The sequence below is a fragment of the Variovorax sp. CCNWLW186 genome (assembly GCF_037203865.1).
Lineage (GTDB): Bacteria > Pseudomonadota > Gammaproteobacteria > Burkholderiales > Burkholderiaceae_C > Variovorax.
The window spans coordinates 52,922-68,173 of sequence record NZ_JBBCBO010000005.1; the positions used below are offsets into that span (position 1 = coordinate 52,922).

The 15,252-nt window shown below is 67.6% G+C and carries 13 protein-coding genes; 10 read left to right on the plus strand and 3 right to left on the minus strand.

All coding sequences use genetic code 11. From position 1 onward, the window contains the following. Window positions 1-18: 18 nt before the first annotated feature. From V9K97_RS08015 to mnmA, 7 genes are read left to right on the plus strand one after another with little or no spacing between them, the layout of a single operon-like run. Window positions 19-624, plus strand: a complete 606-nt coding sequence (locus V9K97_RS08015; protein ID WP_337296514.1) for a DUF6891 domain-containing protein — start codon at window positions 19-21, stop codon at window positions 622-624. Continuing rightward, entirely contained in the window at window positions 621-2,480 is a 1,860-nt protein-coding gene (locus tag V9K97_RS08020; protein ID WP_337317411.1) for a VanW family protein, read from the plus strand. Before V9K97_RS08015 ends, V9K97_RS08020 begins: the two co-directional genes overlap by 4 nt. Then, window positions 2,477-3,598, plus strand: a complete 1,122-nt coding sequence (locus tag V9K97_RS08025) for an ATP-binding protein (RefSeq protein WP_337317413.1) — start codon at window positions 2,477-2,479, stop codon at window positions 3,596-3,598. Before V9K97_RS08020 ends, V9K97_RS08025 begins: the two co-directional genes overlap by 4 nt. Next, window positions 3,589-6,171 carry a DUF5682 family protein gene (locus V9K97_RS08030; protein WP_337317414.1) on the plus strand — a complete coding sequence of 861 codons (2,583 nt, stop codon included), beginning with the start codon at window positions 3,589-3,591 and terminating at the stop codon, window positions 6,169-6,171. The genes V9K97_RS08025 and V9K97_RS08030 overlap by 10 nt, the downstream gene beginning before the upstream one ends. Beyond that, on the plus strand, window positions 6,168-7,850 hold the full coding sequence (locus V9K97_RS08035) for an FxLYD domain-containing protein (protein ID WP_337317416.1): 1,683 nt from the start codon (window positions 6,168-6,170) through the stop codon (window positions 7,848-7,850). Before V9K97_RS08030 ends, V9K97_RS08035 begins: the two co-directional genes overlap by 4 nt. A gap of 44 nt (window positions 7,851-7,894) precedes the next feature. Continuing rightward, window positions 7,895-8,881, plus strand: coding sequence for an LLM class flavin-dependent oxidoreductase (locus tag V9K97_RS08040; protein ID WP_337317595.1), 987 nt, complete (start codon window positions 7,895-7,897; stop codon window positions 8,879-8,881). 50 nt (window positions 8,882-8,931) lie between these two features. Next, on the plus strand, window positions 8,932-10,044 hold the full coding sequence (mnmA, locus tag V9K97_RS08045) for a tRNA 2-thiouridine(34) synthase MnmA (RefSeq protein ID WP_337317417.1): 1,113 nt from the start codon (window positions 8,932-8,934) through the stop codon (window positions 10,042-10,044). A gap of 30 nt (window positions 10,045-10,074) precedes the next feature. Here the strand turns inward: mnmA and V9K97_RS08050 are convergent, their stop codons facing one another. The 3 genes from V9K97_RS08050 to V9K97_RS08060 form a co-directional block, all read right to left on the minus strand. Further along, a complete protein-coding gene (locus V9K97_RS08050) occupies window positions 10,075-10,554 on the minus strand; it encodes an NUDIX hydrolase (protein ID WP_337296509.1) in 480 nt (159 codons plus the stop codon). A 13-nt stretch (window positions 10,555-10,567) separates the two neighbouring features. Beyond that, complete coding sequence (locus V9K97_RS08055; RefSeq protein WP_337317419.1) at window positions 10,568-11,005, minus strand: DUF4019 domain-containing protein; 438 nt, start codon at window positions 11,003-11,005, stop codon at window positions 10,568-10,570. A 124-nt stretch (window positions 11,006-11,129) separates the two neighbouring features. Further along, window positions 11,130-11,843, minus strand: coding sequence for a response regulator transcription factor (locus V9K97_RS08060; RefSeq protein ID WP_258503624.1), 714 nt, complete (start codon window positions 11,841-11,843; stop codon window positions 11,130-11,132). A gap of 446 nt (window positions 11,844-12,289) precedes the next feature. Here V9K97_RS08060 and V9K97_RS08065 point away from each other — a divergent pair, with 446 nt between their 5' ends. The 3 genes from V9K97_RS08065 to V9K97_RS08075 are packed head-to-tail and all read left to right on the plus strand — an operon-like array spanning window position 12,290 to window position 15,206. Then, window positions 12,290-13,420, plus strand: a complete 1,131-nt coding sequence (locus V9K97_RS08065; protein WP_337317420.1) for a Re/Si-specific NAD(P)(+) transhydrogenase subunit alpha — start codon at window positions 12,290-12,292, stop codon at window positions 13,418-13,420. A 35-nt stretch (window positions 13,421-13,455) separates the two neighbouring features. Continuing rightward, window positions 13,456-13,785, plus strand: coding sequence for an NAD(P) transhydrogenase subunit alpha (locus tag V9K97_RS08070; RefSeq protein ID WP_126748827.1), 330 nt, complete (start codon window positions 13,456-13,458; stop codon window positions 13,783-13,785). Continuing rightward, the gene (locus V9K97_RS08075) at window positions 13,782-15,206 is read left to right on the plus strand and encodes an NAD(P)(+) transhydrogenase (Re/Si-specific) subunit beta (RefSeq protein ID WP_337317422.1); all 1,425 of its coding nucleotides are present in this window, start codon (window positions 13,782-13,784) and stop codon (window positions 15,204-15,206) included. The genes V9K97_RS08070 and V9K97_RS08075 overlap by 4 nt, the downstream gene beginning before the upstream one ends. Window positions 15,207-15,252: the final 46 nt, after the last annotated feature.

Here is a 15,252-nt window from a genome sequence, read left to right on the forward strand (position 1 = left end):
GCGGCAATCCAGACACGCATGGCCCTCACACTCGACCCTGAAGATACGCGCGCACGCATCCACGAGCTCGTGTGGTGCGGCTTTTATCCCGATGCCGACGTCGAGTGGCTGATCACCGACGAGTATCTCGACCCGGACGAGCTCACGGGCGAGGACCGCGCCTGGGTCAAGGCCGAGGCCGCGCGCATCTGCGCCGCCAAGCGTGCCGACGAGGCCCGGTGGCCCGAGCAGACGGAGTACGACCGCCTCGAAGCCGTGTTCGCCCAGTTGCGCAGCGAAAAGATCATTGCCCTGCACCGCGCCGGCAACACGCTGTCCGACGGCCATGACGATGTGCGCGAACAGTGGCGCGCCGCGGGGCGCCTGGAATCGGGCATTCGCGGCTGCTGCTTCTATCACTCGCAGGACCTGGACTCTGCGGTGCGCACCGGCCGCATGCACCTGGCGTTCAGCGGCGGCATGATCCCGGAGATCGAACAGCGCGAGGCCAACACCGTCGCCATCGGCCACCGCATCGTCGAGCTGTTGTGCGCGGCCGGTTTCGAGGCCCGCTGGAACGGCGACGTCAGCCAGCGCATCGAAGCCGACCTGGGCCAGTGGCGCAAGCGAGGCCCCTCGGTGTGAGCGCCGAAGCCTGGCAGCCGCCGCGCCGCATCGACGCTGTCGATTTCTGGCTGCGCTCCAGGCTGCTGGCTACGGCTCATGCATTGCGCGAGGCGCTGCGGCCCTCGGCACGGCGTTGGCCTGGCGGCACTCAGGCCCTGGCCGATGCGCCCGTGCTGGCGCAGTACCGCACCGCGCTCTGGTCCGACGGCCGCGATGACGAATTCCCTCTGGTGGCCGGCAAGGTGCAGAACCTGCGCGTGGCGCGCCGCGCTTTCGACGCTGTCGAGGTGCCGGCCGGCGAGGTGCTGAGCTTCTGGCGCCAGCTGGGCCGGCCGGGCGCAGGGCGCGGCTTCGTGGCGGGCCGGGAGCTGCGTGCGGGTTGCGTGGTCCCTACGCTGGCCGGCGGCCTTTGCCAGCTGTCGAACGCGCTTGCCACCGCCGCGGCGCGTGCGGGCCTTGAGCTCGTGGAGCGGCATGGCCATACGGCGCGGGTCGAGCAGGCGGCCGAAGCCGCGGACGATGCAGTCGACGCAACGGTGTTCTGGAACTACGTCGACCTGAAGGTGCGCGCCAGGCATGACTGGCGGCTCGAGGTGGAGCTGACCGCCACCGAGCTGGTGCTGCGCATTCGTGCGCGTTCGCCCCTGGCGGTGCCGGTGGCGCCGCCCGGCATGCCGAGGGTGGTGCGGGAGGGCGCCAGCCAGGCGCTGCCGATGGCGCGCGGCTGCCTGAGTTGCGAGCAGACGGATTGCTTTCGCCATCGGCCACCGCCCCTGGTTGCACAGCAAGGGCGCACGGCCGTGCTGCTCGACGCCGTCACACCCGAATTTGCGCGCTACCTGGACGCACACCATGCCGGTGCAGACCGCATGCAGCCGGTGCCGATGCGGCTCGCATTCTGGCGGCCGCTGCCAGCCGCCCTTCGGCCGGACGGCTCCGCGGCGATCCGCCCTTGGTGGACGAGCCTGCGCCGCGCACTGTGGCAGCGGCTCTGGGCGCGCCACGCAGGCCGGCGGCAGGCCAGCGTGGTCGACGGCCAGCGCTGGCTGGCGCTGGCCTTTGGCGCGCGCCTGAAACCCGAACACACGCAACTGGTGGTGGACCAGGCCTTCCTCCCGCACCTTCAGCAGACCGGCGCACTCGACGGCCGCCGCATCACGGTGCTGGCCGGCGCCTTGCCGATGGCGGAGATCGAACGGCGGCTCGATGCGGCCGCACGGCAATGGCCCGAAGACGCCACGCTGCGCGACTTTCGCGCCGCGCCCGCGCTGGTGCGGGCCGAGGGTGCCGCGTTGGCGCGGGCGGCGGCGTTGGTTACGCCGCATGCGGAAACCGCGGACCACCTGTCCCTTGCTGCACCGCAGGCCTCGGTGGTGCGGCTCGACTGGGTGCAACCGGCCGTGCAATCCAACGCACAACCTGTTGCTACGAGCGATGAACCGCCGCTGATCGTGTTTGCCGCGAGTTCGCTTGCCCGCAAGGGCGCGCGCGAACTGGCTGCCGCGCTTCAGGGTTGGCCCTGCCGCCTGCGCGTGCTGGGCTCGCCCTCGGGAGACACGCAAATGTGGCGCGGCATCGACCGCGTCGACCATATGGAGTGGCGCGGCGGCGACTGGCTCCGCGGCGCTTGCGTGGTCGTGCTGCCAGCCCATGTCGAGCATGCGCCGCGCGCGCTCCTCCGCGCACTGGCGGCCCATGTGCCGGTCGTGGCCTCGACCGCCTGCGGCCTTGCAGGTCTTGCGGGCGTGCGCCAGGTCAAGGCGGGAGACGTGGAAGGCCTGCGCGCTGCGCTGCGCGCCTCGATCGCCACCGCACCAGCGGCTACGATCACCCACGCCGACCTACAGAAGCAACCAGCAGCAACACCATCATGAGCACCGGCACATCACCGTCTTCTTCCCCTGCAACGCAGGCCGTGCGCCTGGCCCCGGAGGCGCGCTATGCGGACGAGCTTGCGCGCCTGCATGCGGCCGATACCGATGCGCGGCCCACCGGATGGAAGCTCTCGCCGCGCGCGGTGCGGCGCTTCATCCTCGGCGACGAAAAGCTGCAGGTGAGCCGCAAGTTCTACGGCGACGATCCGCTGGTGGACCGCGCCATCGTCACGCTCATGGGCCACCAGGGCCTGATGCTGGTGGGCGAGCCGGGCACCGCCAAGTCGCTGCTCTCGGAACTGCTCGCGGCCGCCATCAGCGGCGATTCGGGGCTCACGGTGCAGGGCACGGCCGGCACCACCGAAGACCACATCAAGTACAGCTGGAACTACGCGCTGCTGCTGGCCGAGGGGCCGAGCCAGCGCGCGCTGGTGCCTTCTCCGCTCTACCAGGCCATGCGCGCGGGCAAGCTGGTGCGCTTCGAGGAAATCACGCGCTGCCCGCCCGAGATCCAGGACGTGCTGATTTCGCTGATGAGCGACAAGCAGCTCATGATTCCGGAGCTGGGCGACGATGCCCGGCTCTATGCACAGCGCGGCTTCAACATCATTGCCACGGCCAACCTGCGCGACCGCGGCGTGCACGAGATGTCGTCCGCGCTCAAGCGCCGCTTCAACTTCGAAACGGTAAAGCCCATCCGCGACCATTCGTTCGAGGTCGAGCTGGTGATGGCCCAGTTGAAGCGCGAACTCGACGGCGGCGGCGAATCGCCGGTCGATGTGCCGCGCGACGTGGTGGCGCTGCTGGTCACCACCTTCCAGGAACTGCGCTCGGGCCAGACGCAGGATGGCACCGCCATCAAGGGCCTCGATGCCGTCATGTCCACCGCGGAGGCCGTGAACGTGGCTTATGCGGCGGCCCTGCAGGCGCGCCATTTCAACGGCGGCCAGCTCACTGCGCGCGAGATCGCGGGCCAGCTGCAAGGGGTGGTTCTGAAGGACAGCACCGACGATGTGAAGCGCGTGCGCCACTACTTCGACACGGTGGTGCGCGAACGCGGCAAGCGCGACGCGCAATGGAAGACCTTTCACGACGCGGCGCGCGCGCTGTGGCAGTAGCTGCGGAAGCCGGCAGCGTTCTGCCTGCGGCGCTGGAAGCCGCGCGCGGCCGGCTGTTCGGCGAGGATGGCGAGGGCGTGTTCTTCGTGCCCGTGAGGCACCACAGCCCGGCCTGCGCATTCGCATTGAGGGCGCTGCTGCGCGAGATCAGGCCGGCGGCTGTGCTGATCGAAGGACCGGACGACCTGAACGCCCTGCTGCCGCTGCTGCAGCACGCGCAGACCGCGACTCCCGTTGCATGGCTGTGCCAGAGCACCCGGCAGGTGCCGGTCGACGACCCCGATTCGGAAGAGAAGACGCGCACGGAATCGCGTGCGTCGTTCTTTCCGTTCTGCGACTACAGCCCCGAGTGGATTGCCGTGCGCGAAGGCGCGGCGCTCGGCGCACGCCTGGGGCTGATCGATCTTCCCTGGAGCGACAAGGCCTGGCATCGCGACGAACGCGAGGAAGGCGACCAGGGTGAGGGCGATGCACGCGACGCAGCGCGCAGCCTTATGGAAGAGCGCCATTTCGCACACAGCCGCTACCTGAACGCCATGGCCGCCCAGCTCGGCTGCGTCGACCACCAGGAGCTGTGGGACCGGCTGTTCGAACTGCGCACGTCGGCCGCTCTCGGCGACTGGCGCGCCTTCTTTTCGGACGTGTTCAGCTGGTGCGCGATGGCGCGGCTCGACTACGAGCCCGAGGTGCTCGAGGCCGAGCTGAGCCTGCCGCGGGAGCGCCACATGGCGGCGCACATCCGCCGCTGGCGCAACGAGGTCGAGGGGCCGATCGTGGTCGTCACCGGCGGCTTCCACACGCTCGAGCTGGTCAATCAGTGGCAGAAGGCCAAGCCCTCGAGGGTGCCCTCCGGCAAGGACGCACCAGACAACGCATGGCTGATCCGCTACAGCTTCGAGCGGCTCGACGCGCTCAACGGCTATGCCTCGGGCATGCCATCACCCGGCTACTACCAGCAGGTGTGGGAGCGCCTTGAAGCCGGCGACGCCGACCCGTTTGCCGCGGTGGCGCTCGACAGCCTCACCCGCTTTGCGCGCCAGACCCGCGCGCAGGACCATGCCGATGCGGTGTCCACCGCGCTCGTGCAGGCCGCCGCCGCGCAGGCCATGCGGCTTGCGGCGCTGCGCGGCAATGCCGGTCCCGGCCGGCAGGACCTGCTCGATGCGATCCGCTCCTGCTTCATCAAGGGCGCCGTCGACGAAGGCACGCGCGGCTTTACCGCCGACCTGCGCGCCTTTCTGAGCGGCACGCGCATCGGCGACGTGCCGCCTTCGGCAGGCTCGCCTCCGCTGATCGAGGATGCGCGCAGGCTCGCCCGCCAGGCCGGCGTGCGGCTGGACGACAGCACCGCGCGCGTGGCGCGGCTGGACCTTTATCGCAAGCCTTCGCACCGCGAGCGCAGCCGCTTCTTCCATGCCATGGCGTACCTCGACGCGGGGCTCGGCACCTGGCTCGCGGGGCCGGATTTTCTTGGCAACAGCCGCTTGCACCTGCTGTTCGAAGAGTGGCGCGCCGCCTGGTCGCCGCTGGTGGAGGCCCGGCTCATCGAGTTGGCGGCCGAAGGCGCAAGCGTGGAGGCCGTCTGCATGGCCAAGCTGCGCAAGGAAGAAGCCGCGCTTTCCGACCAGGGCCGCGGCCGCAGCGCGAGCGCGGCCGTGGCGCTGTTGATGCGCGCCTGCCTGGTCGGTCTGCAGTCGCGCCTTCCCCAGCTGCTGTCGATGCTGTCCACGCACCTCGACGAAGATGCCTCGCTCGGCTCGGTGGTCGAGTGCGGGCACCGGCTCGTCACGCTCTGGCGTGCGCGGGAGCCGCTAGGCGTGCAACAGCATCCGCAGCTGCGCAGCCTGCTGGAGCGGGTGTGGCCCGCGGCGCTGTTCCTGCTGCCCGATGTGGGCGGTTGCCCCGAAGAGGGTGAGGCGGGCGCGGTGAAGCAACTGCTTTCACTGCGCGAGCTTGGGCGCCTGCTGGCCTCGCTGCAAGCCGAACTGGGGGAAGCCGGCGACGGTGCCATCGACCTCGATCTGCTGCGAATGCAGCTCGAACGCTTCGCGACCGGTGCCTCGGCCGCGCCCGCCGTGGCCGGCGCCGCTTCGGCCCTGCTTTACCTCGACGGGCACTGGGACGAGAACGCGCTCGACACCGTGGTGCGCCAGCGCTTCGGCGCGGGCGCAGAGCCGCGCGAAGCGGTGCGTTTTCTCAACGGGGTGATGGCCGCGGCGCCTGAACTGCTGCTGCGCCTGCCCGCGCTGCTCGAAGGCCTCGACGGCCTGGTGCAGGGCTGGGACGCCGAAGCCTTTGTGGCGCATCTGCCCGATCTGCGGCAGGCCTTCACGCGCCTCAAGCCGCAGGAGACCTCCGACCTGGCCGGCCGCGTTGCCGCGCTGCACGGCATGGGCGAAGCAGAGGGCGATGCGCTCTACCAGATGCACTATGAAACCACCGAACAAGACCTGCACGAAGGTGCGCAGCTGCAGCTCGCGCTGGCCGAGTGCATCCGCCGCGACGGGCTTGCCGCGTGGCTGGCCGCCTCGGAGCACAAGAAGAACAACATCAACATCGAAAGCGCGTCATGACCATCGATCTCCAGACGCTCAAGTGCGGCGAATGCGGCAGCAGCGCGCTCAAGCGCACCGGCCTGAACCAGTACGCCTGCCAGCACTGCGGCTCGGTGACACTGGTGGAGGACAACGTTTCCGACCGGCTCGACCGTGTGCTCGAACAGGTCAAGAACGAGGCCGGGCGCCGGCTCGCGGCCGACGAGGCGCAGCGGCGCAAGGCCATGCTGCGCAATGCCGGCATCGGCATGGCCGTTGTGGCGGTTGTATTGCTGGTGAGCGCGGTGATCGGAATGCTGTCCGGCCCGCGGCCATCGACATATGCCTCCGCGGCACGGCCCGCGGTTGCGCCGCCGGTTGATAGAACCATTCCGACGGACGGCCTGAAGCTCGGCGAGCCGCGCCAGGTGCTGGTGGGCGGCGGCAGCTCGGCCGTGCCCAAGCTGCTGGTGGTGGCGCGCAACGACACGGGCAAGCCGCTCGCACGCGCCGGCATCAAGGCCGTGTACTACGACGGCGACAACCGCGTTGAAGAGCGCACCGAGACGTTGCCGGTTTCCGTGCTCGAGCCGGGCGAGAGCGTGCCGGCGCTGATCGACATGCCGAGCGGCAAGAACGTCACGCGCCAGGAACTGACCGTGCAGAAGCTGGCCGAACCCTACAAGGCTGTGCAAGGAGAGCGCATGACCTTTGCGCGCGTTCGGCTGGTGCAGCAGGCCGAGCGGGTGCGGCTGGTGGGGCGCATCGTCAACGCGCGCAAGGATGCGGCCATGCTCTCCGGCATCGACGTGCTGGCCACGCTGTACGACGACGCGGGGCAGGTGATCGGCTTCGGCCACGGCTATGCGCAAGCCAACGAGCTCAAGCCCGGCGCGCAGACCTCGGTGGACCTGAGCATTGCCCGCTTCGGCCGTGCGGCGGCCATTGCGGCCTGGGACTACCGCATCGGCTACAACACCGTCGATGCCGGCGGCTCGCGCACCGCAGTACTCAACGCCGAGCGGCTGGTGCGCGCCGCGGGAGCGCCGGAAAGCTTCAATCCCGACCTGCGCCTGAGCACCGAAGACCTGCTGGCCGAGGACAGCGAGCGCTTCGATGCGAATCAGCTGGAACTGCTGCCGCTGGTGGCGGGGCGCAGCAACATCCAGCGGCCGCTGTTCCTGACCGAGCTGGTGAACCGAAGCGCCGACGCGGTGGTGGTGGCGCCGGGCGGCGTGATCTCGCGCTTTGGCGGCAGCAAGGCCGACGGCACCACCGCCATTGCGGGGCTGGCCTACCTGTACCCGGGCGAGCGGTTTCCCATATTGCTGGAGCCGAACGCCGTGGAGCGCATCACCCAGACCCGTGTCGAGTGGAAGCCGATGCGCCGCGCCGCGCTGCCGGGCCCGCGCGCACCGCTGGAGGTGCAGGTCACGGGCACCAAGGCCGAGACGGGCAGCGTGCTGCTCAACTTCAGCCAGCGCTTCACTTACAAGAGCGTGGAGGTCACGGGCACGGTGAAGAACCCGGGCAACAACGTGGTCGGCAAGGTGCGCCTGTGGGTGAGTCTGCGCGACCGCAACGGGCAGCTCACCGGCTTCAGGCAGGTGCAGAACCTGCCGGCCATTGCGCCGGGCGAGAGCGTGCCGTTCCAGGTGGACGTGGAGCAGAACGGGCGGGATTTTGCGAGCGTTTCGACGCTATACCAAACCGAATAGCCCCGCCGCGGCGGCGTTGAGCGGTTCGCGCCATGATGGCGCCCATGATTCCGTTCTCGATCCTCGACCTCTCCCCGATCACCGAGGGCAGCGACGCCGCGCAGTCGTTCCGCAACTCGCTCTCGCTCGCGCAGCACGGCGAAAAGCTGGGCTACACGCGCTACTGGCTGGCGGAGCACCACGGCATGCCGGGTATTGCGAGCGCCGCGACCGCGGTGCTGCTGTCGTACATCGGCGCGGGCACCTCGACCATCCGCATCGGCGCCGGCGGCGTGATGCTGCCCAACCATTCGCCGCTGGTGATTGCCGAGCAGTTCGGCACGCTGGAGTCGCTGTACCCGGGGCGCATCGATCTTGGCCTGGGCCGCGCGCCCGGCTCCGACCAGCGCACCGCGCGTGCGCTGCGCCGCAATCTCGAGTCCGACGCCGACCGGTTTCCGCAGGACGTGGTCGAGCTGATGGATTTCATGTCCAAGGAACCGCAGCAGCCGGTGCGCGCGGTGCCCGGCGCGGGGCTCGAGGTGCCGGTGTGGATTCTGGGCTCGAGCACCTTCGGCGCCCAGCTGGCCGCGCACCTGGGCCTGCCCTATGCGTTTGCCTCGCACTTCGCCCCGCAGCAGCTCATGCAGGCAATCCAGATCTACCGCGAGACCTTCAAGCCCTCGGCCCAGTTGCAGAAGCCGTACGTGATGCTGGGCTTCAACGTGTTCGTGGCCGACACCGACGAAGAGGCCGAGTTCCGCGCCACCTCATGGCAGCAGGCCTTCGTGAACCTGCGCAGCGGCCGGCCGGGGCGCCTGCCGCCGCCTGTCGAGAACTACCGGCAGAAGGTGGGCCCGGCGGAGAACGCGCTGCTCGATTCGGTGCTGTCGTGCTCGGCCGTGGGGTCGCCCGCCATGGTGCGCGAAGGCGTACAGGCCTTCATCGAGCGCACCGGCGCCGACGAGCTGATGATCACCTCGCAGGTGTTCGACCACGTGGCGCGGCTGCGCTCGTACGAGTTGCTGGCCGGCTTGCGCAGCCAGGGCTGATTTCCCCCACGCCGCCGCCCCGGGCGCGGGGCTGGGACAATGGCGGGCTTATGGAAAAGCAACGGATCGTGGTGGGACTGAGCGGCGGAGTCGATTCCGCCGTGACGGCGCACCTGCTCAAGAAGCAGGGGCACGAGGTGGTCGGCATCTTCATGAAGAACTGGGAAGACGACGACGACAGCGAATACTGCTCGTCGAACATCGACTTCGTGGACGCCGCCAGCGTGGCCGACGTGCTGGGCATCGAGATCGAGCACGTCAATTTCGCTGCCGACTACAAGGACCGCGTCTTCGCCGAGTTCCTGCGCGAATACAAGGCCGGCCGCACGCCCAACCCCGACGTGCTGTGCAATGCCGAAATCAAGTTCAAGGCCTTTCTCGACCATGCGATGCGCCTGGGCGCCGAGAAGATCGCCACCGGCCACTACGCGCGCGTGCGCCTGAACGAGGCCACGGGCAAGCACGAACTGCTCAAGGGGCTCGACCCGTCCAAGGACCAGAGCTACTTTTTGCACCGGCTCAATCAGGCGCAGCTGTCGAAAACGCTGTTCCCGGTGGGCGAACTGCACAAGACCGAAGTGCGCCGCATTGCGGAAGAGATCGGCCTGCCCAACGCGAAAAAGAAGGATTCGACCGGCATCTGCTTCATCGGCGAGCGGCCGTTCCGCGAGTTCCTGAACCGCTACATCTCCAAGGAGCCGGGGCCGATCAAGGACGACCGCGGACGCAAGCTCGGAGAGCACCAGGGCCTGAGCTTCTACACGCTGGGCCAGCGGCAGGGGCTGGGCATCGGCGGCGTCAAGGACAAGGGCGCGCAGCGCGGATCGGGCGACCACTCGCCGTGGTTCGTGGCGCGCAAGGACGTCGAGAAGAACACGCTCTGGGTGGTGCAGGGCCATGACCATCCCTGGCTGCTGTCTTCCGCGCTCACGGCGGGCGATGCGAGCTGGGTTTCCGGCGAGGCGCCCGCGCCGGGCAGCTACGGCTCCAAGGCGCGCTACCGCCAGGCCGATGCAGCCTGCGAACTGAGCGGAACGGAAGATGCCGGTACCGAAGCGGTCTTCAGCCTGCGCTTCGGCGAACCGCAGTGGGCCGTCACGCCCGGCCAATCGGCGGTGCTCTACGATGGCGAGCGCTGCCTCGGGGGCGGCGTCATCGTCTGATTCGCCTGCCGCAGTGCGCAGCGCCGTTTGTCAGCGCACCGATTCGTCCACGTGGATCAGATCGAGCGGATACCGCTTGCCGGCCAGATAGTCTTCGACGCACTGCAAGAGCAGCGGGCTGCGGTGGCGCGGCACGCTGGCGCGGATTTCATCGGCGCTCATCCACACGGTGCGGACAATGCCTTCGTCCAGCGGCCGGCCGGCTTCTTCCGCACCGAGCGTCCCGGCAAAGGCAAAGCGCATGTAGGTCACGTCTTCCTTGCTGCCGGTGCGGTGGCTCGAGCGCGCCATGTAGATGCCGATCAGCGCGGTGGGCGTGAAGGCGTGAGCGGTTTCTTCCAGCGTTTCGCGGGCGCAGCCTTCGACGGGCGACTCGCCGGGGTCGAGGTGCCCGGCCGGCGTGTTGAGCCGGAGGCCTTGGGCCGTCTGTTCCTCGACCAGCAGAAAGCGGCCGTTCTGCTCGATCACCGCGGCCACGGTGACATTGGGTTTCCAGCGCGGAGTCGTCATTGCAATGGTTTTTCTAGCGCAGCACGTAGCTGCTGAAGCGCCAGATGCGATCGCGATCCAGGTGAAAGCTCACGAGTTCGCGCACGGTGCCATCCGGCTTGTTGCTGAAACGGGTCTCGTACTCGATGCTGACATATTGGCCGGCCGTGTCGGTGTCCGGGTCGGCCACGGCCTGTCGGTTGACTGCGACCCAGGTTCGCTGCAAAGGCGCACCGAGCGGCGAACGGCTCTTGGAAAGCTTGGCCAGAAAGTCGGTGCGGGTCACGCGTTTTCGGGTGGCCTGGGTGGCGCCGGACCAGAGTTCCTCGGCCTTGCCCTGGTCGATCATCTGGATGGCCTGCATGCCGCCCTGCACCATGTCGCTGGCCTCCACGTCCTGCGCAGCCGCGGCACCGACGAGAAGGCTCCAAAGCACTGCAGCGGTCAGCAGCAGCCGGGTTGTGGGGTGCATTGGCTTCATTTCTGGTGCGGCGGTGGAATGAAGCGGTTGGAGACAGTATCCCCGCGGAGATTCCCCGCCGGTTAGATCCGACGCTACCCGCACCGCCGATACGGCACGGCAAACCGTTGGCGGCCTACCGGGCGAGACTGCTGGAACGGGTGTTCGGCTCGACGGTTTCCAGCCGATAGCCCATGCCGTAGATGGCCAGCAGCAGGAATCCGCTCGACGGGCGCAAGGCCAGCTTGGTTCGCAGGCGCGAGATATGGGTGTCTAGCGAACGCGAGAGCGCTTCCACGCCAAGTCCCCACACCGCCTCATGCAGGTATTCGCGCGACAGCAGGCGGCCCAGGTTCTGGAACAGGAACAGGGCCAGTTCGTACTCGCGGTTCTTCAGGTCGACCTGCACGCCCTTGACCTTGAGGATGCGCGAGGGCGGATAGAAGTGATAGTCGCCGAACACCAGTTCGGCTTCGTGCTGGGCGGGGTACGAGCGGCGCAGCAGGGCGTTGACGCGGGCTTCGAGTTCCCTGGCGCGGTCGGGGTTGGCCATGAAGTCGTCGGCGCCGGCATTGAGCCCTTCGACCACGTCGGGGTCGTCGCGTTGGGCATTGACGAAAAGAATAGGCAGGCGGCTCTTGAGCTCGTTGCGCACGGCCTTCACCACGTCGATGCCCCGGATGTCGGGCAGCCCCCAATCGAGGATCAGCAGATCGAAGGTTTGCCGGCGCAGGGCCTGCAGCAGTGTTCGTCCTTCGGTGTAGGGGTGGCATTCGTGCCCGAACCCCGCCATTGCCTGGTTGATCAGTTGAAGCTGATCAGGCTCGTGATCAAGTACTGCAATACGCATTCCATCCCCTTCTGCCGACCATGCCAGCCTCTGAGTGCTGTCGAGAAAGAAGTGTATCTATCTGCGTCTGGGGTAATAAAGGTTGCGTCCAATTAATGCACGTTATTGGACTCTTTCCCAGCAAACTGGGAGCAGTTGAGAACAATTGAAAACATATCGGGGCTTTGAGTGGCTGGCCGCGCCTTTCGCTTTGCCGTGCGGGCCGCAGGCGATTCGGCAGGCGCGAGACCTGCCCAAAAAACAGCAGTGCCGTCACGCCGACGAGCGGCGCAAACGGGCGGCGAGGTTTCCAGAGCGCGGCGCCGCTAGCATTTATGTAGCTACAAACGCAATGATCACGGTCATCAAGAGCCAATAGATACTGCGATTCAGGCGACAGTGATGGCCGTAATCTTGCTGTAAGCTCTGCCCGCGTTCCGTGTTGCCCTTGCCCTGAGGAGATCTCTATGCTGATAGGCGTGCCTGCCGAAACGACGGCCGGCGAAACCCGTGTGGCCGTTACACCCGAGACGGTGAAGAAACTTGTCACTGCGGGGCACACCATTCGCGTGCAGTCCGGAGCCGGCGTTGCAGCCAGCGTCACCGATGCCGCCTACATTGCGGCCGGCGCTGAAATCACCGACGTGGCGGGCGCCTTCGGGGCCGACATGGTGCTCAAGGTGCGCTCGCCGAACGACGCCGAAGCCGCGCTGATGAAGCCGGGCACCGTCGTCATCGGCATGCTGAACCCGTTCGACGCCGCGGGCCTCCAGCGGCTGGCCACGGCCGGGCTCACCGCCTTTGCGCTCGAAGCCGCGCCGCGCACCACCCGGGCCCAGAGCATGGACGTGCTCAGCTCGCAGGCCAACATTGCGGGCTACAAGGCCGTGATCATGGCGGCCGACAAATACCAGCGCTTCTTCCCCATGCTGATGACCGCCGCCGGCACCGTGAAGGCGGCGCGCGTGGTCATCCTGGGCGTGGGCGTGGCCGGCCTGCAGGCGATTGCCACCGCCAAGCGCCTGGGCGCGGTCATCGAGGCTTCCGACGTGCGCCCGAGCGTGAAGGAGCAGATCGAATCGCTCGGCGGCAAGTTCATCGAGGTGTCCTACGACACCGACGAAGAGAAGGAAGCCGCAGTGGGCGTCGGCGGCTATGCCAAGCCCATGCCCGCGAGCTGGCTCGCGCGCCAGCAGGTCGAGGTGGCCAAGCGCGTGGCGTTGGCAGACATCGTCATCAGCACCGCGCTCATTCCCGGGCGCGCGGCACCCACGCTCATCACCGAGGACATGGTCAAGTCCATGAAGCCGGGCTCGGTGATCGTCGACATCGCCGCCGGCAAGGGTCCGGACGGCGTGGGCGGCAACTGCCCGCTGTCGGAGGCCGACCGCACGGTGGTGAAGCACGGCGTGACCATCGTGGGCGAAACCAATCTTCCTGCGCTGGTGGCGGCCGATGCGTCGGCGCTCTATGCGCGCAACGTGCTGGACTTCCTCAAGCTCATCGTCACCAAGGAGGGCGCGCTCAAGATCGACCTCGAGGACGACATCGTCGCCGCCTGCCGCGTTGCGCACGACGGCCAGGTCACGAAGAAGTAAGCGGCCCCCCAGCGTTCGAACGAGGAGAAGAACCCATGGACATCGTTTCCCACACAGTCATCAACCTGATCATCTTCGTGCTGGCCATCTACGTGGGCTACCACGTGGTGTGGACGGTGACGCCCGCGCTGCACACGCCGCTCATGGCGGTGACCAACGCGATCTCGGCCATCGTGATCGTGGGCGCCATGCTCGCGGCGGCGCTCACCGAAACCGGCCTGGGCAAGACCATGGGCGTGCTGGCGGTGGCGCTTGCCGCGGTGAACGTCTTCGGCGGCTTCCTCGTCACGCGGCGCATGCTCGAGATGTTCAAGAAGAAAGAAAAGAAGGCCGCACCCAAGGCTGAAGAGGGAGTCGCCAAGTGAGCATGAATCTCGTCACGCTGCTGTACCTCGTTGCCAGCATCTGCTTCATCCAGGCCCTGAAGGGCCTCTCCCATCCCACCACCTCGATCCGCGGCAACATCTTCGGCATGACCGGCATGGCCATTGCCGTGCTGACGACCGGTGCGCTCATCTACAAGCTGGCGGGCGGCAATCTCACCGGCCTGGGCTACGTGCTGGTTGCGCTGGTGCTGGGCGGCGGCCTGGGTGCCTACATGGCCAACAAGGTCGAGATGACCAAGATGCCCGAGCTGGTCGCCTTCATGCACAGCATGATCGGCCTGGCCGCGGTGTTCATCGCGGTGGCGGCCGTGGCCGAGCCCTACGCCTTCAACATCACGCCCAAGGGCGAGATGATTCCTGCGGGCAACCGGCTCGAGCTGTTCCTGGGCGCGGCCATCGGCGCCATCACCTTCAGCGGCTCGGTCATCGCCTTCGGCAAGCTGTCGGGCAAGTACAAGTTCCGCCTGTTCCAGGGCGCGCCGGTGCAGTTTGCCGGCCAGCACATGCTGAACCTGGTGCTCGGCGTGGCCACCATCGGCCTGGGCCTGGTGTTCATGTTCACCGAGAGCTGGCCCGCGTTTTTCGCGATGCTGGCGCTGGCCTTCGTGATGGGCGTGCTCATCATCATCCCGATCGGCGGCGCCGACATGCCGGTGGTGGTGTCGATGCTCAACAGCTACTCCGGCTGGGCGGCGGCGGGCATCGGCTTCAGCCTGAACAACGCGATGCTGATCGTGGCCGGTTCGCTGGTGGGCTCTTCGGGCGCGATCCTGAGCTACATCATGTGCAAGGCCATGAACCGCTCGTTCTTCAACGTGATCCTGGGCGGCTTCGGCGGCGACACGGCTGCGGCCACGGGCGGCGCGAAGGAGCAGCGGCCGGTCAAGAGCGGCAGCGCCGACGACGCGGCCTTTGTGCTCGGCAATGCCGAGACGGTGGTCATCGTGCCGGGCTACGGCCTGGCGGTGGCACGTGCGCAGCATGCAGTGAAGGAACTGGCGCAAAAGCTCACCGACAAGGGCATTACCGTGAAGTACGCCATTCACCCGGTGGCGGGCCGCATGCCAGGCCACATGAACGTGCTGCTGGCCGAGGCCGAAGTGCCTTACGACCAGGTGTTCGAGATGGAAGACATCAACGGCGAATTCGGCCAGGCCGACGTGGCCATCATCCTGGGCGCCAACGATGTGGTGAACCCCGCCGCGCACACCAAGGGCAGCCCGATCTACGGCATGCCTATCCTGGAGGCCTACAAGGCCAAGACCGTGATCGTGAACAAGCGCTCGATGGCGGCGGGCTATGCCGGCCTGGACAACGAGCTCTTCTACATGGACAAAACGATGATGGTCTTTGGCGATGCGAAAAAAGTAGTGGAAGATATGGGCAAGGCCATCGAATAGGCCAAAGGTTCCGCGCCCGCGCAGCGCGGGCCCGATCATCGCGGCG